Origin of the sequence: Nocardia sp. NPDC050717, from assembly GCF_040654275.1 — a bacterium.
Lineage (GTDB): Bacteria > Actinomycetota > Actinomycetes > Mycobacteriales > Mycobacteriaceae > Nocardia.
On sequence record NZ_JBFAHR010000001.1, the window covers coordinates 1,037,316 to 1,060,559 of the forward strand.

Annotated in this window: 26 protein-coding genes; 14 read left to right on the forward strand and 12 right to left on the reverse strand. The window is 68.6% G+C overall.

The features are described from left to right. Nucleotides 1-2: 2 nt before the first annotated feature. Genes AB0H56_RS04885 through AB0H56_RS04900 form a run of 4 tightly spaced genes read left to right on the forward strand, consistent with a single transcriptional unit; the run spans nt 3 to nt 3,167 of the window. On the forward strand, nt 3-704 hold the full coding sequence (locus tag AB0H56_RS04885) for a DUF3558 family protein (RefSeq protein WP_357157218.1): 702 nt from the start codon (nt 3-5) through the stop codon (nt 702-704). A 5-nt stretch (nt 705-709) separates the two neighbouring features. After that, nucleotides 710-1,504 (forward strand): hypothetical protein, encoded by a 795-nt coding sequence (locus AB0H56_RS04890; protein ID WP_357157221.1) that lies wholly within the window; start codon nt 710-712, stop codon nt 1,502-1,504. Nucleotides 1,505-1,509: 5 nt separating this feature from the next. Further along, a complete protein-coding gene (locus AB0H56_RS04895) occupies nt 1,510-2,730 on the forward strand; it encodes a hypothetical protein (protein WP_357157224.1) in 1,221 nt (406 codons plus the stop codon). Next, complete coding sequence (locus AB0H56_RS04900; RefSeq protein WP_357157227.1) at nt 2,727-3,167, forward strand: hypothetical protein; 441 nt, start codon at nt 2,727-2,729, stop codon at nt 3,165-3,167. The genes AB0H56_RS04895 and AB0H56_RS04900 overlap by 4 nt, the downstream gene beginning before the upstream one ends. A gap of 34 nt (nt 3,168-3,201) precedes the next feature. Here AB0H56_RS04900 and AB0H56_RS04905 read toward each other — a convergent pair whose 3' ends face one another. Then, nucleotides 3,202-3,900 carry a response regulator gene (locus tag AB0H56_RS04905; protein ID WP_233000440.1) on the reverse strand — a complete coding sequence of 233 codons (699 nt, stop codon included), beginning with the start codon at nt 3,898-3,900 and terminating at the stop codon, nt 3,202-3,204. After that, nucleotides 3,897-5,450 (reverse strand): ATP-binding protein, encoded by a 1,554-nt coding sequence (locus tag AB0H56_RS04910; RefSeq protein WP_357157231.1) that lies wholly within the window; start codon nt 5,448-5,450, stop codon nt 3,897-3,899. Before AB0H56_RS04910 ends, AB0H56_RS04905 begins: the two co-directional genes overlap by 4 nt. Before the next feature lie 79 nt (nt 5,451-5,529). On the opposite strand from AB0H56_RS04910, the gene AB0H56_RS04915 reads away from it, so the two are divergent. Then, complete coding sequence (locus AB0H56_RS04915) at nt 5,530-6,885, forward strand: cation:dicarboxylase symporter family transporter (RefSeq protein WP_357157233.1); 1,356 nt, start codon at nt 5,530-5,532, stop codon at nt 6,883-6,885. Nucleotides 6,886-6,934: 49 nt separating this feature from the next. Here AB0H56_RS04915 and AB0H56_RS04920 read toward each other — a convergent pair whose 3' ends face one another. After that, nucleotides 6,935-7,153 carry a DUF4287 domain-containing protein gene (locus tag AB0H56_RS04920; RefSeq protein WP_357157235.1) on the reverse strand — a complete coding sequence of 73 codons (219 nt, stop codon included), beginning with the start codon at nt 7,151-7,153 and terminating at the stop codon, nt 6,935-6,937. A gap of 78 nt (nt 7,154-7,231) precedes the next feature. Next, nucleotides 7,232-7,645, reverse strand: a complete 414-nt coding sequence (locus tag AB0H56_RS04925) for a DUF4267 domain-containing protein (protein ID WP_357157238.1) — start codon at nt 7,643-7,645, stop codon at nt 7,232-7,234. Between the two features lie 110 nt (nt 7,646-7,755). On the opposite strand from AB0H56_RS04925, the gene AB0H56_RS04930 reads away from it, so the two are divergent. Next, nucleotides 7,756-8,343, forward strand: coding sequence for a TetR/AcrR family transcriptional regulator (locus AB0H56_RS04930; RefSeq protein WP_357157241.1), 588 nt, complete (start codon nt 7,756-7,758; stop codon nt 8,341-8,343). A 185-nt stretch (nt 8,344-8,528) separates the two neighbouring features. Next, complete coding sequence (locus AB0H56_RS04935) at nt 8,529-10,001, forward strand: NAD(P)/FAD-dependent oxidoreductase (protein WP_357157244.1); 1,473 nt, start codon at nt 8,529-8,531, stop codon at nt 9,999-10,001. Nucleotide 10,002: 1 nt separating this feature from the next. Here AB0H56_RS04935 and AB0H56_RS04940 read toward each other — a convergent pair whose 3' ends face one another. The 8 genes from AB0H56_RS04940 to AB0H56_RS04975 form a co-directional block, all read right to left on the reverse strand. After that, nucleotides 10,003-10,941, reverse strand: coding sequence for a cation diffusion facilitator family transporter (locus AB0H56_RS04940; protein ID WP_357157247.1), 939 nt, complete (start codon nt 10,939-10,941; stop codon nt 10,003-10,005). 112 nt (nt 10,942-11,053) lie between these two features. Next, a complete protein-coding gene (locus tag AB0H56_RS04945; protein ID WP_357157250.1) occupies nt 11,054-11,974 on the reverse strand; it encodes a cation diffusion facilitator family transporter in 921 nt (306 codons plus the stop codon). 160 nt (nt 11,975-12,134) lie between these two features. Beyond that, nucleotides 12,135-13,355: a mannose-6-phosphate isomerase, class I gene (gene manA / locus AB0H56_RS04950; RefSeq protein WP_357157253.1), complete on the reverse strand. Its 1,221-nt coding sequence runs from the start codon at nt 13,353-13,355 to the stop codon at nt 12,135-12,137. After that, a complete protein-coding gene (locus tag AB0H56_RS04955; RefSeq protein WP_357157256.1) occupies nt 13,355-14,578 on the reverse strand; it encodes a tobH protein in 1,224 nt (407 codons plus the stop codon). The genes manA and AB0H56_RS04955 overlap by 1 nt, the downstream gene beginning before the upstream one ends. Before the next feature lie 82 nt (nt 14,579-14,660). After that, nucleotides 14,661-16,040 carry a phosphomannomutase/phosphoglucomutase gene (locus AB0H56_RS04960; protein ID WP_357157259.1) on the reverse strand — a complete coding sequence of 460 codons (1,380 nt, stop codon included), beginning with the start codon at nt 16,038-16,040 and terminating at the stop codon, nt 14,661-14,663. An 87-nt stretch (nt 16,041-16,127) separates the two neighbouring features. Then, the gene (locus AB0H56_RS04965) at nt 16,128-16,511 is read right to left on the reverse strand and encodes a DUF3499 domain-containing protein (RefSeq protein WP_233000430.1); all 384 of its coding nucleotides are present in this window, start codon (nt 16,509-16,511) and stop codon (nt 16,128-16,130) included. A 49-nt stretch (nt 16,512-16,560) separates the two neighbouring features. Further along, nucleotides 16,561-17,043: a metallopeptidase family protein gene (locus AB0H56_RS04970; protein ID WP_208643915.1), complete on the reverse strand. Its 483-nt coding sequence runs from the start codon at nt 17,041-17,043 to the stop codon at nt 16,561-16,563. A 145-nt stretch (nt 17,044-17,188) separates the two neighbouring features. Beyond that, nucleotides 17,189-17,422: a WhiB family transcriptional regulator gene (locus AB0H56_RS04975; RefSeq protein ID WP_167456194.1), complete on the reverse strand. Its 234-nt coding sequence runs from the start codon at nt 17,420-17,422 to the stop codon at nt 17,189-17,191. Nucleotides 17,423-17,925: 503 nt separating this feature from the next. On the opposite strand from AB0H56_RS04975, the gene cofD reads away from it, so the two are divergent. From cofD to AB0H56_RS05010, 7 genes are all read left to right on the forward strand, one after another. Next, the gene (cofD, locus tag AB0H56_RS04980) at nt 17,926-18,912 is read left to right on the forward strand and encodes a 2-phospho-L-lactate transferase (protein WP_357157263.1); all 987 of its coding nucleotides are present in this window, start codon (nt 17,926-17,928) and stop codon (nt 18,910-18,912) included. Then, on the forward strand, nt 18,909-20,255 hold the full coding sequence (locus tag AB0H56_RS04985; protein ID WP_357157266.1) for a coenzyme F420-0:L-glutamate ligase: 1,347 nt from the start codon (nt 18,909-18,911) through the stop codon (nt 20,253-20,255). Before cofD ends, AB0H56_RS04985 begins: the two co-directional genes overlap by 4 nt. Beyond that, complete coding sequence (locus AB0H56_RS04990; RefSeq protein WP_357157268.1) at nt 20,252-20,773, forward strand: NUDIX domain-containing protein; 522 nt, start codon at nt 20,252-20,254, stop codon at nt 20,771-20,773. The genes AB0H56_RS04985 and AB0H56_RS04990 overlap by 4 nt, the downstream gene beginning before the upstream one ends. Before the next feature lie 199 nt (nt 20,774-20,972). Then, nucleotides 20,973-22,211 (forward strand): alkane 1-monooxygenase, encoded by a 1,239-nt coding sequence (locus AB0H56_RS04995; RefSeq protein WP_357157271.1) that lies wholly within the window; start codon nt 20,973-20,975, stop codon nt 22,209-22,211. Then, nucleotides 22,208-22,381 carry a rubredoxin gene (locus AB0H56_RS05000; RefSeq protein WP_110036493.1) on the forward strand — a complete coding sequence of 58 codons (174 nt, stop codon included), beginning with the start codon at nt 22,208-22,210 and terminating at the stop codon, nt 22,379-22,381. Before AB0H56_RS04995 ends, AB0H56_RS05000 begins: the two co-directional genes overlap by 4 nt. Then, on the forward strand, nt 22,378-22,560 hold the full coding sequence (locus AB0H56_RS05005; RefSeq protein WP_280339781.1) for a rubredoxin: 183 nt from the start codon (nt 22,378-22,380) through the stop codon (nt 22,558-22,560). Before AB0H56_RS05000 ends, AB0H56_RS05005 begins: the two co-directional genes overlap by 4 nt. Next, nucleotides 22,557-23,225, forward strand: coding sequence for a TetR family transcriptional regulator (locus tag AB0H56_RS05010; RefSeq protein WP_357157275.1), 669 nt, complete (start codon nt 22,557-22,559; stop codon nt 23,223-23,225). The genes AB0H56_RS05005 and AB0H56_RS05010 overlap by 4 nt, the downstream gene beginning before the upstream one ends. Nucleotides 23,226-23,244 lie beyond the last annotated feature (19 nt).

A 23,244-nucleotide genomic window follows, 5' to 3' on the forward strand; every position in this document is an offset into this window, starting at 1 on the left:
CGATGGCACACGTTCCCGCACATGGCATTTCCGAGCCGACCCTCGCTGCAGCGTGGCGTGGTCCACTGAAGAGGCGTGCCGCCATCCTCGGTGCCGCGATTTGCGCGACGATAGCCCTGTGCGGGTGCGGAGGCAAGAATGACAATCTGGCATCCGATACAACGACGAGTTCAGCGGCACCCACCATACTGGTGACCGTCGAACCGCCCGAGACCGATCCAGATGAGAAGCCCGTCGGTGCCGACCCCTGCACAATCAGCGACGCCGCAATCGTGCGAGCGGGATTCGACCCCGCAACGCGTGAACGCAGTGAGGCCGAGATCTCCTCAAGCCTGAGTACCTCGCGGGGCTGCACGTTCGGCAAGTTCGGGATGGAGAGCGGAGAGCCCAAACCGACTGGTCGATTGGACATCCTGACAACATCCCGGCCATTGGCAGAAGCTCGGGAGCGAGGCGAGTCGATCGTTTCGACGGCACCGATCAACGGCGTAGACGCCGTCGTCTATCGAGCGTCGAAGGCCGCCGAGGGTGTCTACAACAGCTGCACTGCCGTCCTCGCGACGCCGCAAGGCAGCTTGGAGATTCAGGTCGGCGAATACCCGACAACTGCACCCGACGGAACTCTTCGGGCCGACGCACGATCGTCATGCGCGGTAGCGACCGAAGTTGCGCGAATCGCCGCAGAAGCGCTGGGCATCGGGTGATGAGGGTGTTGGAGTTCCTGCGGAAGTACGGGTTGTTGGGACCGGCCGGGCGCCTACTGGTGGCACTTGTGGCACTGGTCGTCGGAATCGCCGCGATCGTGTGGATCGGGAATCCGCACATATCCGAGGGGCAGCAGACAGCGTCGCCAGTGTGGACGAACGAAGAGCTACCGGAGCCGGAAACGACGGTGGTGCCGCCGCCTTCGGGGTTCCCGTATATGGAGTTTCCGCCGCCGATGCCGCCGGCCAGGAATGGTCTCCAAGAGGTTCCGACCAGGTTCGGGCTCAGCTACTCGGTGCCTGATTCTGAAAATTGGATGGCAACCAATGACATGGTCTTCGGATTTACCGGTCCGGGGAGAAGTCCGATCACATTCGGTGCCGGGAGCAGATTCTCGCGTGGCTACTGCAGTGGTGATGAGTCTGCTGTCACCGCTTATGTCGGACTCACCGGAAGGAACGGTGTAAGTCTGGACGCCGCAGCGCGGGAGGCCGTCGTGGGGGCGGAATGGGTCTACTCCAATTCGGAGCGAAAGAAGCCGCGGATGTCAATTTCTGGGCCATTTGAGTCGGTGGTGTCGGGTCTTCCTGCGATCAGGTATTCGGCTCAGCTATCCGAAATCCCTGAAGATGGCCCCTGTACTCCCCGTGAAGCGACATACGAGATTGTGGCGACCAGGGGGTATGCAAACGCTGAAGTTGCAATCTTCATGCTGGCCAGAAATGCGGAAGGTGAGAGTCTTCTGCCGACTGGGATAGCGGAAATGATCGTGGGATCTCTGCGGAAGACTGGAGCGTAGTAACTATGGCTGAGGTATTTAGCGCTCGGCCCGGACACATTGCCGGGCTGAGTAATCTCGTGAAGGAGATCGGCGACGACGCCGGCAAGTGCGGTACATTCGTGCGCACCGAGGGCCCGCCGAAAGGCGAGCTGTTCACCGGTGTGATAATCAGCGACCTACTTACCCCGCTACAACTGCTGTGCGATATGACTAGTGGTCGGATGTCCGACCTTGGTACCCATACGATATCGACTTCCACCGAGCTGAACAAGGCTGCGTGGATGTACCACAACCAGGACATGAAGACCTATCAGGCCCTGAACCAGCATACCCACGATGTACCAAGTGCCACTCCACAGAATGTAGACGGATCTACCGAAAAGGTGGGCACCACTGACCCGTATACTGCTGCTGAGAATTACCCTAAGAAGAGTGAGTTCAAGCTGGAAGCGCCGAACGTGAATCGGGAGGATCTAGCGGGCCTCATCGGTGAGGTGTCGCCGGTTATCGGCGATGTCAACGAGTCGATCAAGAGCGTCACTCGCACGGTCGGGGAAGAGTTCGATCCGCTTGCGAAGCTCTTGACGCCGATAGAGGGGAACTGGAACGAAGTACGGCGTATTGGCGAGGTCTACAAGGCTGCTGGTAATGCCATGGAGATCTGCGGAGTAAATCTCGAAGAGGGTGTTAAGAAGGTCGGACCGAACTGGGATGGCAAGGCGGCGATCTCCTTCGAGACGAACTGGGCGAACCGGCAAATAGCGGCGATGAAATGGGAGGGGCCGGTAGGGCGCCTGATTGCGGACTTGTTCGGCCGGTTCGCTGACTCTATTCGGAATGGGATCAAGCGCGCCCTCACGGCTCTGAAAGAAATGCTCGAGGACTACCTCGATATCAAATCTATCAAGGGTATATTCAAACAAGTCATTAAAAAGATTCCAGGGCTCGGCGCAATCGCTGAAGTGATGGACCTTGCGCACAAGATCCTCACCATCATGAACAAGGTAAAGGCGATCGTCGACGAGATCGAGCAGGCCAAGAATCAGCTGAAGGAGTTCCTGTCGTTCCTGCAGAATCCGACCCAGGTGGCAGCGGACAACCTTAATCAACGGCTGGAGCCTGCGCTGCGTCAGACAGCGCGTGCTGTGGACCTGAACTCTGCAGTGCGCGTAAACAATACGTTGGATCGCCCCCGCGAGAGCTACGAGGTCGGCGCAGGCACAGACCCGTGGAGCAATGGATGAAGCCGCAGTGGGAGCAGTCGTACGATCCGGACCTCGATCCCGCGGTTGAGGCGGCCGCTCGACGAGTCGACAGGGCTATTGCCGATCTCGACACTGCCTCGCTTCAGGTGGCGAGCATAGACGTGCACGCCATCCTGTCAACTCCGACAGTGGTTACCGAGGAGTTCATGGCCAATCTGGCTGCGGTGCCAGGGATGTCGGCCGAACTATATGCTTACGCCGAGCGAGTACGAGCGGGTGAATGCCGGTGGTCCGAGATCGAATCATGCGCGCGCCCCGTTCCCCCGGAGGTAGTCGATCTCAAGGCTTCGCCGCAGTTTGTCTGGAACTGGTCGCTCCACGATTCGTATGCCCAGCCGACTAGCCCGCTCGCTGGCCCTGCCTACTTTGACGATGACGAGGAGGAGAACCAGATGCCGGACAGCTGGCTGGAATGAAGATAGCCATGTCGGTCGTGTCGCATCTCAGGGTCTATGCCCCCGCTCGCCAGCGGTAGCGGGTCTTCGGACGACCCGCCCGGCCGTAATCGGCGCGGCGCTCGGCGAGTCCGTCGTCGGCGAGCTTCTCCAGGTAGCGCCAGGCGGTGATGCGGGAAACACCAACGGCGGCAGCGGCATCGGTGGCGGTTATGCCCGCTTCGGCCGAGCGCACAGCGCGCGAGACTTCTTCCAGGGTGTGCTGGACGACGCCCTTCGGTGCGCCGGCGCGCTGGTCGGCGGTGCGCAGGGCGCCCAGCGCCCGGTCGATGTCGTACTGCGAGAGGGCGGCCTCGCCGGCGGGTAGCGCGGTGTCGAAATCGCGGTAGCGTTCCAGCTTTTCGCGGAAGGCGGCGAAGGTGAACGGCTTGAGCAGATACAGCACCACGCCGTGCGCGACGGCGTTGCGGACCATGGTGAGCTCGCGGGCCGAGGTGATCGCGATGACGTCGGGGCGCGGTTCGAGGCCGTTGAGCGCGGCCGCGACCTCGAGGCCGCTGATGTCGGGCAGGCCGATGTCCATGAGCACCAGGTGGAACGGCTTGCCGTCGGCGATCGCCTCGGCGGCCAGCGTGAGCGCGTCGCGTCCGGTGTGCGCGACACCGCCGGTGACGAAGCCGTCGAGCCGCTCGAGGTAGGCCCGGTGCGCCTGCGCGATCAGCGGTTCGTCCTCGACGATCAGGACGCGGATCATGATTTCTCCCTCAGCGGAATGCGAACGATGACCGCGCTGTGTGGTGCGGCCGTGGTGGTGATGGTGCCGCCGTGCCGGTCGACGAGGCGGTGGACGAGCGCCAGGCCGAGGCCGGCGTGGTCGGTCTTGGTGGTGTAGCCGCGTTCGGCGGCGCGCGAGAACATCTGGGCCGACATGCCAGGTCCGCTGTCGGCGACCTGGACCAGCAGCTCCCGGTCGCGGTGGCGTATCGAGACCTCGACGCGCTTGTCGACCGTGCCCGCGGCGGCATCGATCGCGTTGTCGACCAGGTTGCCGACGAGGGTGACCGATTCGTGCGCGGACAGCGGGTCGGTGGAGTCCAATGCGGTGTCCTCGCTGATGGACAGGCTCACCCCGCGTTCGGCGGCCTGGTCGACCTTGCCGAGCAGCAGCGCGGCCAGCGCGGCGTCGCCGACGGAGGCCAGCAGCCGGTCGATCAGGACCTGGGAGAGCCGCAGTTCGGCGGTCGCGAAGGCCACGGCCTCCTCGGGCCTGCCCAGCTCGACCATCGTGACGACGGTGTGCAGCCGGTTGGCCGCCTCGTGCGCCTGCGCGCGCAGCGACTCGGCGAAGCCGCGCACCGAGTCGAGCTCGCCGAGCACGGCGCGCAGTTCGGTCTGGTCGCGGATGGTGAGGACGGTGCCGATGGCCTTGCCCTCCCAGCTCACGACGTCCTGGTTGACCAGCAGCACCCGGTCGGTGGTCACGTGGGTCTCGTCGCGCACCACGCCCCAGCGCATCTGCCGCAGCGAGACCGGCAGGTCACCGCGGTGCACGGCGCCGTCGGGCAGGTCGAGCAGGGTGCGCGCCTGGTCGTTGACGACCTCGGCCGGACCGGGACCGGCCCCGAACACCACCAGGCCCTCGTGCACCGAGTGCAGCACCGCGTCGTGGTGTTCGTACATGGCGCGCAGTTCGTCGGGCGCCAGCCCGTGGGTCTGGCGGCGCAGCCTGCGGCTGATCAGGAACGACGACAGCGCGGCCAGCGCGAGACCGGCCGCGGAGACCCCCAGGATCACCGGCAGCTGCGAGGCGACCTGGGTGCTGATCTTGGCGCGGGTCACGCCCGCCGAGACCAGCGCCACCACCCGGCCGCCGTCGTAGACCGGGGTGACCGCCCTGATCGAGGGACCGAGTGTGCCGGTGAAGGTCTCGGTCAGTGTCTGCCCGGCCAGGGCGCCGTCGATGCTGCCGATGAACGGCTTGCCGATGAGTTCGGGGTTGGTGTGGGTGTAGCGGGTGCGGTCCGTCGCCATGACGACGATGAAGTCCATCCCGGTGTCGACCCGGATCCGCTCGGTGGTCGGTTGCAGCAGGCCGCTGGGGTACGGCGAGTTCACCGCGGCCAGCGTGGACGGGGCGCGGGCGACCGTGACGGCCACATCGCGGACCTTCAGCTCGGTGGCCACGTCGTGGTCGTGCCTGGCGTCGAGGACGGCCAGGGCGGTCCCGGTGCCGATCATCAGCGCCAGCACCACCAGCTGCCAGAGGAAGGCCTGTCCGGCGAGCGACAGCCGCCGACCTCGCATCTTTCCCTCCGACCTCATCCTCTGAACCTTATGCACCAATTGTGATGGGCATCACAGCACATGCTCATGATTGGTCTCCATGAGCACAACCGCCGCATCAACGCGAAAACGCGACCATACCCACTGGCTGTACATCGCGGTGATTATCGCCGTCCTTGCGGGCATTCTGGTCGGCCGGGTCGCGCCGGAATTCGGACAGTCGCTGGCGCCGCTGGGCACCCTGTTCGTGAATCTGATCAAGATGATGATCGCGCCCGTCATCTTCTGCACCATCGTGCTCGGCATCGGTTCGGTGCGCGCGGCGGCCACCGTCGGCAAGGTCGGCGGGCTGGCCATCGCCTACTTCCTGGTGATGTCGACGATCGCGCTCGGCATCGGGCTCGTGGTCGGCAATCTGATCGAGCCGGGGTCGGGGCTCGGCACCGGGAAGGCCGGGGCCGGGGCGCAGTACGCCGAGCAGGCGCACGGCGCCGGCGGCACCTGGGACTTCATCCAGAACATCGTGCCGACCACGCTGGTCTCCTCGCTGACCGCGGGCAGCGTGCTGCAGGCGCTGTTCGTCGCGCTGCTGGTCGGGTTCGCGGTGCAGGCGATGGGGGAGACGGGCGCGCCGATCCTGCGCGCGGTCGCGCTCGCGCAGAAGCTGGTGTTCCGGATCCTGGCGATGATCCTCTGGCTGGCTCCGATCGGCGCGTTCGGCGCCATTGCCAACGTGGTCGGCCGCACCGGCTGGTCGGCGGTGGTGCAGCTGGCGACGCTGATGATCGCGTTCTACCTGACCTGCCTGGTGTTCGTCTTCGGCGTGCTGGGTGTGGTGCTGCGCGCGGTGTCGGGGGTGTCGATCTTCAAGCTGTGCCGGTATCTGGCGCGGGAGTACCTGCTGATCGTGGCGACCTCGTCCTCGGAGTCGGCGCTGCCGCGGCTGGTCGCGAAGATGGAGCACGCCGGCGTCGAGCGCACCACCGTCGGCGTCGTCGTGCCGACCGGGTACTCGTTCAATCTGGACGGCACCGCGATCTACCTGACCATGGCGTCGATCTTCATCGCCGACGCGATGGGCAAGCCGCTGAGCATCGGCGAGCAGATCGGCCTGTTGCTGTTCATGATCATCGCCTCGAAGGGCGCCGCCGGCGTCACCGGCGCCGGTCTGGCCACCCTCGCGGGAGGCTTGCAGAGCCATCGGCCCGAACTGCTCGACGGTGTCGGCCTGATCGTCGGCATCGACCGCTTCATGTCCGAGGCCCGCGCGCTGACCAACTTCTCCGGCAACGCGGTCGCCACCCTGCTCATCGGCACCTGGACCAAGACCGTCGACGCCGACCGCACGCACCGCGTCCTGAATCGCGAACTGCCCTTCGACGAGGAGACCATGGTCGACGACCACCCGGTCGAGCCGCCCGTCACCGACGCGAAACCCCCTGTCCCGGTGCGGTGACACGCGAAAGGCCCCGCGGGACACGCGGGGCCTTTCGGCGTGCCCTGGCTCAGGCGCGCGCCCACTTCTCCGGATGCAGGTGGTACTGCACGAGCGCGGTGGCGTGACCGTGCCCCATGCCGTGCTCGTCCTTCAGCCAGCTGACCAGTGCCGTGTGTCCGGTGGGCTCGGCCGTGCCGAGCAGGGTCAGCCACTCGTCCACGCTGCGGCCGTACTTCGCCTCGATGGTGGGGAAGTAGGACGCGGGGCCCTTCGGTGCGTCGGCCATGGTGGTTTCCTCCTCGGTACGTGATCTTCCTCCGTGCAGACGGTGGCTCCGCGCCGAACTCATCGGCGGTGCGCGAGGTCACACGGTGAGGGGCTGGGTGGTCGCCGACTTGCGGTGTTCGCGCAGCAGCAGGATGCCGCTGGTGGCGACAATGGCCGCGGCGACGCCGTGCATGCCGAACGCGAGCGCGGTGGAGCCGCCGCGGCTGAGGACGATGAGCATGTCGCCGAAAGGAGCCGCGGTCATCGCGAGCATGGCGACGCCGAGCGCGAGGCGCTGCCGGAGGGCGACCAGGGCGAGGATCACGAGGCCGGAGGCGATGTCGCGGTCGCCCTTGACGTTGAGGAAACCGGCGGCCTCGCCCTCGGGCCAGGCGGGCAGGCCGAATCCCGATGCTGTGGCGACGGGATCGATCAGGAACGTGATGCCGGTGTAGATGATGAAGACCCCGGTGACCAGGGCGAGGGCAGTGGCGATGCGTGTGGCGTTCATGGGGCGCTCCCTAGACCGTATTGCGATGCTCTGAAATCTAGCGGCGCTAGATCGTGAATGAACGATAGCGCGAGCCTCGCTAACTTGTCTAGCGGTGCTAGAATTCGGTCATGAGCACCCAGCTGCGCAAGGAACGGGAACGCGCCCAACGCCATCAGCGGATCATCGACACCGCGCGGGAGATGGCCGAGGCGGAGGGCTGGGACGCGGTCACCATCCGCAAGCTCGCCGAGCGCATCGAATACAGCCAGCCCGTGCTCTACAGCCACTTCGCCAACAAGGCGGCCATCGTCGGGGCCGTCGCCCTGCAGGGCTGCGTGGAGCTCGCCGAACAACTCCGGCTGGCCCGCGAAGCGGCGAGCACGCACACCGAGGTGATCGCCAACGTCGCCCGCGCCTACCTCGATTTCGCCGAGGCCAACCCGGCCCGCTACGACGCGATCTTCCAGCAGAAGACCGACCTGGCCTTCGGCCTCGACGCCCCCCAGCCCTTGCGCGACGCCTTCGCCGGGCTGGAGGCGATGTTCGCGCCCTTCGCCGAGGGTGACGACTTCGGCGCCCGCACCGAGGTGGCCTGGGCCTCCCTGCACGGCCTGGCCACCCTCGACCGCAGCGGGCGGCTGCGCCCCGAACTGCGGGAACGCCGAATCTCGCTGCTGGTCGACGGGGCCGCCGAGGGCGCGACAGACCCGTCCTGAACGGACCCGCCGCGCTGTCGGTGTCGGTTGCCGCGCGACACCGGGTCCGGCGCACCCGCGCGCCGCGAACATCCCGGCGCGGCGCCGGGCAGTCGGCGACCCGGTGATCGAGCACACGGCACCGGACCTCGCACGCCGCGTAGGTTGGAGACGACGACGCGGGTCGGACACGAAGGGGACGACGGATGGCGGAAGTCGTAGTAGTCGGTTCGGGGCCGAACGGCTTGGCGGCGGCGGTGATCGCGGCGCGCGCCGGAATCTCGGTGCGGGTGCTCGAGGCCCAGGAGCAGCCGGGCGGCGGCTCACGCACCGCCGAGCTCACTCTGCCCGGTTTCCACCACGACGTGTGCGCGGGCGCCCACCCGATGGCCTTGGCGTCGCCCTTCTTCCGCGCCTTCGACCTGCCCGCGCACGGCGTCGAACTGCTGACCCCGACGATCTCCTACGCGCATCCGCTGGACGGCGGCATCGCCGGACTGGCCTGGCGCAACCTGGAATCGACCGTGGCCGACCTCGGCGTCGACGGCGCGGCCTGGCGCGCGCTGTTCGGCCCGCTGGTCGAGCACTGGCCCGACGTCGTCGACCTGGCCATGTCGGATCTCCGGCATCCGCCGTTGCGGCGCCCGGCCACGGCCGTCCGGTTCGGCCTGCGCCTGCTCGAGCAGGGATCGCCGCTGTGGAACAACCGTTTTCGCGAGCAGGTGGCACCCGCGCTGCTCACCGGCGTCGCCGCGCACGCCATCACCCAGCCCCGCGCGCTGCCCGCCGTCGGCGCCGGATTGCTGCTGGGCACCCTGGCGCACGCGGGCGGCTGGGTGATCCCGCGCGGTGGCAGCCAGGCGATCCCGAACGCACTGATCGCGGAGCTGCGACGGCTCGGGGGCGAACTCGTCACCGGCCACCGCGTCGACGATTTCGCGGAGCTGGCGCGGGCGCGCGCGGTCCTGTTCGACACCTCGCCCGCCGAACTCCTGCGGGTGGCGGGCGACCGGCTGCCCGACCGCTACCGCAACGGGCTCGGCCGGTTCCGCTACGGCGGGGCGGCGTGCAAGGTCGACTTCGCGCTGTCGGGCCCCGTCCCGTGGGCGGCGCCCGGCTGCGAACTCGCGGGCACGCTGCATCTGGTCGGCACCCGCGAGGAGGCGATGCGGGCCGAACGCCAGGTCGCCGCGGGCGAATTCGCCGAGCGGCCGTATGTGCTGGCCATCCAGCCCGGCGTCGTCGACAGCACCAGGGCGCCCGAGGGCAAGCACACCTTCTACACCTACGCCCACGTCCCCAACGGATCCGACCGCGACATCAGCGAGGCCGTCATCGCCCAGGTCGAACGCTTCGCCCCCGGCTTCCGCGACCTCGTCCTCGCCACGCACGTCACCCCCGCGGCCTTCATGCCCGCACACAACGCCAACTACGTCGGTGGCGACATCTCGGCGGGCGCGATGACCCTGCGCCAGACCGCCTTCCGGCCGCTGGCGCGCTGGAATCCGTACGCCACCCCGATTCCCGGCACCTACCTGTGCTCGTCGTCCACCCCGCCGGGACCCGGCGTGCACGGCATGCCGGGGCTGCACGCCGCCCGGCACATGCTGCGCGAGCGCTTCGGCATCATCACCGATCCGCTGGAACTGCTGCGCGGAGCGACGCCCGCCTACCACTGAATCAGGGCGCCGCCGGGGCGGATTCGGGATCGAACACGTGCGGTTCGAGATAGACGGTGTAGACATTGGGCGCGGCGGCCCTGATCCGGCCGTCGGCGGCGTCGATGGCGGCGCCCACCTCGGCGATGTCGAGGCCGGGCGACAGCGCGATCCGCGCGTTGACCAGCAGGTCCTCCGGACCGAGGTACTGCGACTGCATGCGCAGCACCGCCACGATGCGTGGATCCTCGAGCAGGGCCGCCCGAATCGCGGTGTCCTCCTTGGCCGTCGCGCCCTCGCCGATGAGCAGGCTCTTGGTCTCCACGATCAGCACGATCGCGTTGACGCCGAGCAGCAGGCCGATCAGCAGGGTGCCGATCCCGTCCCACACGCCGTTGCCGGTGAGCACGGTCATGCTCACCCCGCCGAGCGCGAACAGCAGGCCGACCAGTGCGCCCATGTCCTCGAGCAGCACCACCGGCAGTTCCGGGTTGCGGGTGTTGCGGATGAAATGCCACCAGGAGTGCTTGCCCTTCAACGGGGCCGACTGCCTGCGCGCGGTGCGGAAACTGGCGGCCTCGAGCACCATCGACACCAGCAGGATCACGATGGCGACCGACGGTGACTCGAGCTCGTGCGGGAAGCGGATCTTGTGCACGGCCTCGTTGAGTGCGAACAGGCTGCCCATCGTGAACAGGATCAGTGCCACGACGAACGAGTAGAAGTATCGGTTGCGTGAGTACCCGAAAGGGTGCAGCGTGTCGGGGTCCTGTTCGGCCCGCCGTCGCCCGAGCAGCAGGAGCGCCTCGTTGCCGGTGTCGGCCACCGAGTGCACGGCCTCGGCCAGCATCGACGAGGAACCGGTGATGAACGCACCGACGAACTTCGCGATCATGATGCCCGCGTTCGCACCGAGGGCGGCCAGGATCGCGATCTTGCTGTCTCCACCTTCGGCCGCCATGGCACCGAACGGTACCCCGGACTCCCCGCCGTACCGGCCACGCGCCGGACCGTGTCGCGCAGACGACGATCGCCGCCCTCCCGGGCGGGACGACGGCGATCGGTGGGAAGGATCAGACGGACTGGGTCCGGTACAGGTCGGGCTCGAGGTAGATCAGCCGGGCGGTCGGCACCGCGGCGCGCACCCGCACCTCGGCCGCGTCGATCGCCTCGGCGATCTCGGCGATGTCGAGATCCGGCGCGATCGCCACCTTGGCGGCGACCAGCATCTCCTCCGGGCCGAGGTACTCGGACTTGAGGTGGATCACCGAGGTGATCTTGGCGCCGTCGACCAGATTGTCGCGGATCGCGCGATCCTGCTCCGGCGTGGCGCCCTCACCGATCAGCAGGCTCTTCATCTCCACGATCAGCACGATCGCGATGAGGCCGAGCAGCACGCCGATGGCCAGGGTGCCGATGCCGTCGTAGACCGGGTCGTCGGTGACCATGGTCAGGCCGACCGCGCCGAACGCGAGGATCAGACCGATCAGTGCGCCCGTGTCCTCGAGCAGTACCACCGGCAGCTCCGGGCTGCGCGAGTTACGGATGAAGTGCCACCAGCTGGCCTCGCCCTTGAGCGGCTTGGATTCTCGCACCGCGGTGATGAAGCTGAAGGTCTCCAGCCCGATCGCGATGCCGAGGATGACGATCGCGACGATCGGCTGACTCAGCTCCTCGGGATGCTGGATCTTGTGGATGCCCTCGTAGATCGCGTACACCGAGCCGAGGGTGAACAGCACGAGGGCGACGACGAACGAATAGAAGTAGCGATTGCGGCCGTAGCCGAACTGGTGCAGCTCGTCGGCGTCCTTGGCGGCCGCGCGCTGACCGAACAGCAGCAGACCCTGGTTCGACGTGTCGGCGACCGAGTGCACCGCCTCGGCGAGCATCGATGCCGATCCGGTGATCGCCGCGCCGATGAACTTCGCCACCGCGATTCCCGCGTTGGCCGTCAACGCGGCGAGAATCGCCTTCTTGCCACCACCAGCCGACATCCTGGCCCGCCCTTCTGCTCCGCTGAACACGCTTGTGCCCGCAACAGCCTAAGCGCCGATCCCGGTGGGCGCGAAGGCGGCAGCGCAGTGTGACCACGCAGGGCCCTCGGGGTCGGCGCCGGACAGCACAGCGGATCGCCGCGAAAGGCGCGCCTCGAGGTCAGTTCTCGCGGCCGACGCAGGCGCTGAACAGCTGTGCCGCCCCACCGACCGCGCGTGCCTTGATCTCGCTGTCGGCCGCCGAGATCCAGGCCGCGCTGCCGCACTCGACGGTGAGGGTGCGCCCGTCCTGGGACAGCTCGACCGTGCCCGCGGTGCACAGCACGATGCCCGGCCCCGCGTCGGCGAGCACGATCGGCTCGGCATCGGCGGTCAGGTCGAACCGGCACAGCGCGAATTCCGGTGCGGGCGTGCGGTACCGCGCGCCGCCGTCGGCGTGTAGCTCCGGTTCGATCACCGGCAGATCGATCGGCTCGAAGTCGAGCACCCGCAGCAGCTCCGGCACGTCGACGTGTTTGGGAGTCAGGCCTCCGCGCAGGACATTGTCGGAGTTGGCCATGATCTCCACGCCGACGCCGTGCAGGTAGGCATGCAGATTGCCGGCGTTGAGATACAGGCCCTGTCCCGGTTCGAGGGTCAACCGGTTGAGCAGCAGCGCGGCGAGCACGCCGGCGTCGCCGGGGTACACCTCGGCCAGTTCCAGCGCGGTGCGCACCTCGGCGGAGAACTCGCGTGCGCCCTTGCCGGACAGGTAGCGCACGCAGCCCTCGAGCACCGCGGGCAGCAGCGTCGACAGGGCGGCGGCGGGCAGGGTGATCCAGGTGGTGAACAGTGTGCGCAGACCGGCCGAATCAGGCTGGGCGGCAAGCAGTTCGGCGTAGACGTCGAGCCCGGGGACGGCGAGCGCGCGCAGCAGCTCGACGGTGCGGTGCGGGTCGCGGAACCCGGCCAGCGCCTCGAAGCGGTCCAGGGCGACGACCAGTTCCGGCTTGTGGCTGTCGTCGCGATAGTTGCGCAGCGGCGAGTCGACCGGGATGCCGCTGCGGTTCTCCCGTTCGAAGCCGACCCGCGCCTGCGCCGAACTGGGGTGCGCCTGCAGCGACAGCGGCTCCTCGGCGGCCAGGATCTTGAGCAGGAACGGCAGCCGCGGGCCGAAGGTGTCGGCGACGGCGCCGAGCTCACGGACCGGATCGGCGCTGACGACATCGAGCAGTGAGCGCTGGCCGCCGTCGGCCTTCACCCGCGCGGGGTCGGCGGGGTGTGCGCCGAACCAGAGTTCGGCCTCGGGATGGGCCGAGGGCACCGGCCGGCCGCACAGCTGAGCGAGCGCGGTGCGCGAGCCCCAGGCGTAGGAACGCAGCGCACCAACGAGTTCCTGCACTAGTAGCGACCCCCGTCGTGGTATCGATCCGGGTCCGGCGCGGTCTCCCCGCGCGCACCCGTCAGTCGGAGATAGGCGGCGGCCATGTCCAGGCGCACCGCGAGCACCGCCAGCTGCTCGATCTCGCTGCCGTGCCCGCCCCCCGCGGCGGACGTAGCTGCCGCGCCCTCGGTGGTCGGGGCCGCGCCGGGCTCGGCGAGCTGGGCCTGCAGGACGTCGACGTCGGCGTGCACGAGATCGGCGTCGACGAGCCCGCGGCCCGCGCCCTCGAACACGGCCAGCTTGCGGCGCGCGGCGGCCTGATCCGGATGCACGCTCAGCGCGAGCACCCGCACCCGCTCGACCGGGGCCGGACCGTCGAGTTCCTCGTCGTGGAACAGCGGGTCGAAACCGGGCGCAGCGCCACCGACGGCCTCGCCGAGCCTGCCCACCGCGGCGACCGTCTCGGCCAGATCGGCGGCGGCGACCACCTTGCCCGCCGACTGCAACAGCACCTCGGCGCCGTGCCCGGCCAGCTCGACCGCGGCGGGCGCGTCACCGGCCAGCACCACGCCCACCCCGTGTATGCGGGCGGCGAGGGTCTTGGCCGGATTGCGGAAGACCTCGTTGTGCGGGCCGCCGCGCAGCGCCTCGGCGTCGAGCATGTCGGCCAGCTCGGTGAGTTCGGGTGTGGCGGGCACACTGCGCTGGGCGTCGACCCCGCGCAGCACCGCGATGCCGACGGCGAGGAAACGCAACAGGCGATTGTGGTCGAGCACCGGGACGCGCGGTTCCAGCACGATCGCGCGGCCTGCGGCCACCGCGCGCAGCGGGCCCTCGTTCGGCGCGGCGATCACCACCTCGGCGCTGCGGCGGATGGCCCGGTCGACGGCGTCGATCAGGCGGGGGTCGCCGGCATCGTCACCGGCGACGAGCACCACGTCCAGCGGGCCCACCCACGGCGGCAACGAGGTGACGGGCACGATCGGCAGCCCCGCCCTGTCACCGAGCGCGGCGACAAGGAGCCCGGCCGCGCGGGTGGCGCGGCCCGAACCGGAGACGAGGACCAGGCTGCGCGGACGCAACTCCGCCAGCCGATCGATCAGCGAGGTCTCGGCGACCGCCGCGGCGGTGGCGCGCACCTGCGCACCGCCGGAGGCCGCCGAACGTAAGGCGCCGCCCGTATCGGCCGCCTCCAGCGACGCGGCATCGTCGAGGTCGAATACCGGTGTTCCAGCGATCATCGCCGATCCCACCTCCCCTCATCGCGCTGTGTCGTCTGCCGATCTGTCGGCGAATACAAGGTCTGTGATTCCACTATTCCAGTCAGGCGCGGACGATGGCGAGGATCTCAGTCACGAGTGTGTTTACTTCGGCCTGCGATCCGGCTTCGACGTTGAGCCGAAGCAGCGGTTCGGTATTCGAGGCACGCAGATTGAACCAGGCGTGCTCGCCCAGATCCACGGTGACGCCGTCGAGGCGATCCACCGAGACGGTCCGGTCGGCGAAGGCGGCCAGCACGGCGTCGGTGCGCTCGGCGGCGTCGGCCACGGTCGAGTTGATCTCGCCGGAGGCCGCGTAGACGTCGTAGGCGGCCATCAGCTCCGAGACCGGACGCTGACCCTCGCCGAGCGCGGCCAGCACGTGCAGCGCGGCCAGCATGCCCGAATCGGCGCCCCAGAAATCGCGGAAGTAGTAGTGCGCGGAGTGCTCGCCGCCGAACACCGCGCCGGTCGCCGCCATCTCCTGCTTGATGAACGAGTGGCCGACCCTGGTGCGCACCGGCTTGCCCCCGAGCTCCTCGACCAGCTCGGGCACCGCGCGCGAGGTGATCAGGTTGTGGATGACGGTGGCGCCCGGCTCCTTGGCCAGCTCGCGCTGGGCCACCAGCGCCGTGATCGCCGAGGGGGAGACCGGCTCGCCGCGCTCGTCCACGACGAAGCAGCGGTCGGCGTCGCCGTCGAAGGCGAGGCCGATGTCGGCGCCGCTGCGGCGCACCAGCTCCTGCAGGTCGACCAGGTTCTTCGGATCGAGCGGGTTGGCCTCGTGGTTGGGGAACGAGCCGTCGAGCTCGAAGTAGAGCGGCACGATGGTGATCGGGCCGAGCGTGCCGAGCACGGCGGGGACGGTGTGGCCGCCCATGCCGTTGCCCGCATCGACCGCGATGGTCAGCGGGCGGATCTCGTCCAGGTTCACCAGCTCGCGCAGGAAGTTCGCGTAGTCGGCCAGCAGGTCGACGGTGGCCGCGGCGCCGGGCGTGCCGTCGTAGGCGGGGACGCCATCGACGATCTCGGCCGAGATGGTCGCCAGGCCGGTGTCCTGCCCGACGGGCAGCGCGTTCGCGCGGCACAGCTTGATGCCGTTGTAGCGGGCGGGGTTGTGGCTGGCGGTGAACATGGCGCCCGGACAGCCGAGCTTGCCGGAGGCGAAGTAGAGCTGGTCGGTGGAGGCCAGGCCGATGTGCACCACGTCGAGGCCCTGGGCGCGGACGCCATGGGCGAAGGCCTCGGCCAGCTCGGGGGAGGACTCACGCATGTCGTGGCCGATCACGACCCGGCTCGCGCCCTCCGCGCGCATCAGCCGGGCGAACGAGGCGCCCACGTCTTTGACGAACCCCGCGTCGATCTGTTCGCCCACCACCCCGCGGACGTCATAAGCCTTGATCACGGCGTTCACGAGTTCGCCAGAGCGCGCGACAGTCGTCATGGGAGATAACCCTAGCTGGTCCGCCTCGCCGCGTACTCAGGCCGTACGAGTCCGGGAGCTGGACCGCTTTCGGCAGGTCCCGGGCCCCTACGGGTCGGGCAGGACGCGCAGGTGACCGCGCCGGCCGGTGCGGGTGGTGCGCGGCGGCGGTGGTGTGGCGTCGCGGTAGCCGGGCTGGTCGGCGTCGGCGGGGCGGCGGCGCAGGCCCGCCTCGCGGACGGCCTCGGCCAGTGCGGTCAGATCGTCGTCGTCCGGGGTGCTCGAGGAGAACCCGCCTTCGTGGCGCACCAGTTCCCAGCCCTTGGGGGCGGTGATGCGGCAGGCGTGGGTTTCGCACAGATCCCAGGAATGCGGTTCGGCGACGGTGGCCAGCGGTCCGACGACGGCGGTCGAGTCGGAGTACACATACGTCAGCGTCGCTACAGCCGGGTTCTTGCAGCCGGGTCGGCAGCAACGACGCATGGGGATCACGACGTCGAGATTAGCCGTCCGTATCGCAAAAGTGGATACGGACACGCCCTTATTCGGGTTCCGGATCGATCAGATCGGGGTCGACGCCGAGATAGGTGGCGATCTGCTGGACCAGAACCTCGCGCAACAATTCGACGAGATCGTCCGGATCGGCGGCGCGCAATTCCAGCGGTTTCCGGAACAGCACCACCCTGGCGCGGGTGGCCGCGCCGTGCCGGTCGACACCCGCGGGGATCAGCCGCGACAGCGGCACCGGCCCGTCGGCCACCACCTCGTCCGGCCAGGTGACCGAATCAGGGTGCAGCGGACGGATTTTCGGAACATCGTCGACGGCGATGTCGAGCTTGGTGAGCCGGTCGTGCCACCGGGTGTCCAGGGGCGCGAAGGCCTCCAGCACGAGCCGATCGAATTTCTGGCCCCTCGTTCGCCACGCGGGAACGGTGGGCGGGAGCATGGGTCCGCGGACACCACGGCCGCGGCGGGTCACCGAGCGCGCGGTGGGTGCCGGGGGATGACGCCGGGAACGTGCCATGGAACTCGTCCACCTCTCTCGCCTGCACTGCATCGTGCCCGTCGAGCCGGTAGACGGCGCGACCCTGGGCGTTCGCCCGAAGCACCGACGTACTGCGCCTGCGTGCTCCGGGCTGGAGCCTCAGAGTCTACTTTCGAACATTCTCTCAGCCGATTCCACGCTTCAGCCTGCGACGCTCCCGTTCGGAGAGACCGCCCCAGATGCCGAATCGTTCGTCGTGCGCCAGCGCGTACTCCAAGCACTGGTCACGTACCTCGCAGCCCAAGCAGATGCGCTTGGCCTCACGGGTCGAGCCGCCCTTCTCGGGGAAGAACGCCTCGGGGTCTGTCTGGGCGCACAGTGCACGTTCCTGCCACTGCTCTTCGATGGAGTCGAACATTTCGTCGAAGCCCGGCACGACCAGACTCAGCCGGGGAGCCGCGACCTCGTTCGCCACGTCCGGTTCCGGCCAGCTCATATCGGCGCAGACAGCGTGAGCTGCGCCTGCTGTGGAATCGGTCGGCGAGACCATGTCTTCGGTCATCGTTCCGCCTCCTCACTATGTGTTAGCGCAGAATGATTCTTTCCGCCGGGCGGCCGACACAGACCCCGGCAGCAAAACACCGCGACGTAGTCTCGCGGGCTTCCCCGAACCTGTCTTCCGGCGAGCCAACTCGCTCTCGCAAACGCCCCCGCGCCATGTCTTCTCGCGGTGACCGGAATGACATGTCTGTGATTAGACACGCCGCACGCGCCGGTGGTCAACCCGCCGTCACCCTTCCGTTACACTCGCGACCCGCCTTTCGTTTTGATCTTGTTATGTGCTGTGGCAAATGACCAGCAACTTTGCCGGAATTCGCCGCGGAACAAGTCGGCCACCCGCACCGCATAGGCTGTGACCCTGTGACTGCACAACACGCGGTGCGCAAGCCCGAGATCGCCGTTCTGGTCGGCGGCGTCGGCGGTGCGCGGTTCCTCCAGGGCGTCAGGCGGCTGCTGCCCGACGCCGACATCTCCGCCATCGTCAACGTCGGCGACGACGTCTGGATGCACGGTCTGCGGATCTGTCCCGACCTCGACACCTGCATGTACACCCTCGGTGGTGGCATCGACCCCGAGCGCGGCTGGGGCCACGCGAACGAGACCTGGCACGCGAAAGAGGAGCTGGCGAAATACAACGCCCAGCCCGATTGGTTCGGCCTGGGCGATCGCGACATCGCCACCCATCTCATCCGCACCGAGATGCTGCGCGCCGGATATCCGCTGTCCGCGGTCACCGAGGCGCTGTGCAATCGGTGGCAGCCGGGTGTCCGTTTGATCCCGGCAACCGACGACCGTTGTGAAACCCACGTCGTCGTCAGCGATCCCGACAACGCCGGCGAACGTCGCGCGATCCATTTCCAGGAATGGTGGGTGCGGTACCGCGCGGCGCTGCCGACTCACGGATTTGCCTCGATCGGGGCGGAACAAGCCTCCCCGGCCCCCGATGTGACCGAAATCATAGCCTCGGCCGACGCGGTGCTGTTGGCCCCGTCGAACCCCGTCGTGAGCATCGGCGCGATCCTCGCGGTGCCCGGGATCAGGGGCGCGCTGCGCACCACCGAGGCCAAGGTCATCGGGCTCTCGCCGGTGATCGACGGAAAACCGTTGCGGGGCATGGCCGATGAATGCCTGTCGGTGATCGGCGTCGAATCCACCGCCGAGGCGATCGGGCGCCACTACGGCGCGCGCTCGGCCACCGGCATCCTCGACGGCTGGCTGGTGCACTCCACCGATACCGCCGAGGTCCCCGGTGTCGAGGTGCGCAGCGTGCCGCTGCTCATGTCCGACCCGGAAGCCACGGCCGAAATGGCCCGCGCGGCACTGGAACTGGCGGGGGTGAAACCGTGACAGCGCTGCCCGACCACGCGGCAGGCGAGCTGCGGATCCTGCCGGTGACCGGGCTGCCGGAGTTCCGGCCCGGTGACGACATCGCCGAACACCTTGCGGCCCAGGCGCCGTGGCTGGCCGACGGTGACGTGGTGGTGGTGACGAGCAAGATCGTCTCCAAGGCCGAGGGCCGCATCGTCACCGCGCCGACCGACCCCGACGAGCGCGACACCGCGCGCCGCAAGCTCGTCGACGACGAGGCCGTGCGGGTGCTCGCCCGCAAGGGCCGCACCCTGATCACCGAGAACCGGCTCGGCATCGTGCAGGCCGCCTCCGGCGTGGACGGCTCCAACGTGGCCGAGGGCGAACTCGTGCTGCTGCCCACCGATCCCGACGCCAGCGCCAAGGCGCTGCGCGGCGCGCTGGCGCAGCGGCTCGGGGTGAACGTCGCCGTCGTCATCACCGACACGATGGGCCGAGCCTGGCGCAACGGCCAGATCGACGCGGCCATCGGCGCGGCGGGCCTGCGGGTGCTGCACGACTACGCGGGCGCGGTCGACGGGCAGGGCAACGAACTGCACGTCACCCAGGTGGCCGTGGCCGACGAGCTCGCCGCCGCCGCCGATCTGGTCAAGGGCAAGCTCGGCGGCGTCCCGGTCGCGGTGGTGCGCGGCCTGCGTACCGACGACGACGGGTCGAGCGCGGCGGCGCTGCTGCGCGGCGGCGTCGACGACCTGTTCTGGCTCGGCACCGCCGAGGCCATCGAGCGGGGCCGCAAAGAGGCTGTGCCGCTGCGGCGTTCCGTGCGCGCGTTCGCCGGCGAGCCGGTGGCCCCGGAGCGGATCAGGGCGGCGATCGCGGCCGGGCTCACCGCGCCCGCCCCGCATCACACCCGCCCGGTGCGCTTCGTCTGGCTGCGCACGCCGGAGCTGCGCGCGCGTCTGCTCGAGGCGATGGCCGCGAAGTGGCGGGCCGATCTCACCGCCGACGGTCTCGCGCCGGAGCGGGTGGAGCGCCGGGTCGCGCGCGGGCGCATCCTGTTCGACGCGCCCGAGGTCGTCATCCCGTTCTGCGTTCCCGATGGCGCGCACGACTATCCGGACGCCCGCCGTCAGGCCGCCGAGCAGACGATGTTCACCGTCGCGGTCGGCGCCGCCGTGCAGGGTCTGCTCGTGGCGCTGGCCGCCGACGGGCTCGGCAGCTGCTGGATCGGGTCGACGATCTTCGCCCCCGAGGTCACCCGGGAGGCGCTCGGCCTCGACGGTGATTGGATGCCGTTGGGCGCCATCGCGATCGGTCATCCGCTCGAGGAGCCGGCGCCGCGCGCGGTCGGCGCCCCCGGTGCCGGGCTGGTGGAACTGTGAGCGCGGAGTCGCTGCACGCCTCGGCGACCGCCCTGCTCACCGAGTGGAAACCGGAAGCGGGGCAGGACAGCTCGTTGCGTGAGGCGATGCTCGCCTTTCTCGGCTCCGCGCCGCGCGGTTGCCTGCGCGAGCACGCGCCGGGCCACATCACGGCGTCTGCGATCGTGCTCTCGCACGATCGGCGTGAGGTGCTGCTGACGCTGCACCCTCGGGTCGGTCGCTGGATCCAGCTCGGCGGTCACTGCGAGCCGTCGGACGAGACGGTCGCCGATGCCGCGCTTCGGGAGGCGGTCGAGGAGTCCGGCATTCCCGACCTGCGGCTGACGCCCGGTCTCTTCGGCGCGCAGGCCCATCCGATCACCTGCTCGCTCGGCGTTCCGACGCGGCACCTCGACCTGTTGTTCGAGGTGATCGCGCCCGCGGGCGCGGTGCCGGTGCGCAGCGCCGAATCGGCGGATCTGCGGTGGTGGCGGGTCGACGAGCTACCGGCTGGCGCCGATGTCCTGCTGCCGCCGTAAAGGGCTCTTGCAATAGATCTGTGACCTGCGAAGACAGCGACCGCCCCCAGGTGGGCGCGGTCGCTGTTCCGTTACCGGGCGATTGCAGCTTTACAAATCGGCCGATTTGTCTAGACGGCGGACAGATCGGGACCTATCGTCTGTGACAGAGAGTTACGCACATCACAGGTGTGATCTGTGCCGCAGGATGGAGACGACGATGTCTACAGATGCCAACGCGTCCGAACAGCGGGTGGCGCCCCCGCAGTGGCGCGACACCAAGCGCTATCTCTGGCTGTGGGGCCTGTTCGCCCCGACCGGGCTGTTCACGATCGCGATCCCACTGATCTGGGGTCTCAACCAGCTCGGTTGGCACCGGCTGGCCGAGGTGCCGTTCTGGCTCGGGCCGGTGCTGGTGTATCTGGTCATCCCGCTGGCCGACCTGTTCTTCGGTCCCGACGGCAACAATCCGCCCGACGAGGTCATGGAGTACCTGGAGAACGACAAGTACTACCGGTATCTGACCTATCTGTACCTGCCGTTCCAGTACGCCTCGCTGATCTTCGCCTGCTACATCATCACCGCCGACAATCTGCACTGGCTGGGCTTCCCCGGCGGCGCGAACGTGATCGACAAGATCGGCATCGCGATCAGCGTCGGCATGATCGGTGGCATCGGCATCAACACCGCGCACGAACTCGGACACAAGAAGGTCGACCTGGAACGCTGGCTGGCCCGCATCGCGCTGGCGCAGTCGTTCTACGGGCACTTCTACATCGAGCACAACCGCGGCCACCACGTCCGCGTCGCCACCCCCGAGGATCCGGCCAGCGCCCGCATCGGCGAAACCTTCTGGGCCTTCTGGCCGCGCACCGTCGTCGGCAGCCTCCGCTCCGCCTGGCATCTGGAGAGGGAGCGGCTGCACCGCCTGGACAAGGGCCCGTGGACGCTGCGCAACGACGTGCTCAACGCGTGGGCGATGTCGGTGGTGCTGTGGCTGGGTCTGATCCTCGCCTTCGGCATCGAGGTGCTGCCGTATCTGATCCTGCAGGCCGTCATCGGATTCAGCCTGCTGGAGTCGGTGAACTACCTCGAGCACTACGGGCTGGTGCGGCAGAAGACCCCGTCGGGGCGCTACGAGCGGCCCGCGCCCGAGCACAGCTGGAACAGCGACCATCTGGTCACCAACATCTTCCTGTACCACCTGCAGCGACACAGCGACCACCACGCGTACCCGACCCGGCGATACCAGACGCTGCGCAGCTGGGACGGCGCGCCGAACCTGCCGAGCGGCTACGCCAGCATGATCCTGATCGCCTACTTCCCGCCGATCTGGCGCAAGGTCATGGATAAGCGCGTGCTCGCGCACTATTCGGGTGATGTCACCCGGGCCAATATCGAACCCAAGCGCCGGGAGAAGGTCCTCGCGCGCTACGGCCAGCAGGGAGATCCGGCATGAGTGCGTTTCGTTGCCCAGTCTGTGATTATGTCTACGACGAGACGAAAGGAGCCCCGCGCGAAGGTTTTCCGGCGGGCACCCCGTGGGCGTCGGTTCCCGACGACTGGTGCTGCCCGGACTGCGGGGTGCGGGAGAAGATCGACTTCGAGGCGGTAGGAGTATCGCGGTGACCGAGTACAAGCTCTACCAGTGTGTGCAGTGCGGTTTCGAGTACGACGAGGCGCAGGGCTGGCCCGACGACAACATCGCCCCGGGCACCAGGTGGGAGGACATCCCCGACGATTGGACCTGCCCCGACTGCGGTGCCGCGAAATCGGACTTCTTCATGGTCGAGATCGAACGTTCGTGAGCGTGGCGGGCACGCCGCGCGCGGGAGCGCGCATCCCGTACCAGGAGGCCGCGCGGGAACTGCTGCGCAGCTCGGTCCTGGACGGGATGCGCGAGCTGCTCACCGAGCGGGACTGGTCCAAGATCACCCTCGGTGACGTCGCCGCGCGCGCCGGGGTCAGCAGGCAGACGCTCTACAACGAGTTCGGCTCGCGCGCCGGGCTCTCCCAGGCCTACGCGCTGCGCCTGGCCGACGAACTCGTCGATCACGTCCGCGAGGCGCTCGACGACAACGTCGGCGACGCGCGCGCCGCCATCCGGGTCGGCATGACCGGCTTCTTCTTCGCCGCCGCGGCCGACCCACTGGTGCGCTCGCTGCTGGCGGGGGAGATGAAGCCGGACCTGCTGCGCCTGATCACCCTCGACGCGGGGCCGTTGCTCGAGCACGCCACCGCCCGGCTGGCCGATGTGTTCCAGCACAGCTGGGTCGACGCGACCGATTCCGAGGCCGATGTCCTCGCGCACGCGCTGGTGCGGATCGCGCTGAGCTACATCCCCAACCCGCCCGTCCCCGAGCGGGACGCGCCCGCGGAGATGAGCGCTCTGCTCAGCCCGTACGTCGAGGCGATCGTGCAGGTACGCGGCATCAGGACACCCGTGGGTGACGCCGGTCACTCCGGCGCCTGAGACGGCCTGAATCGCCCGC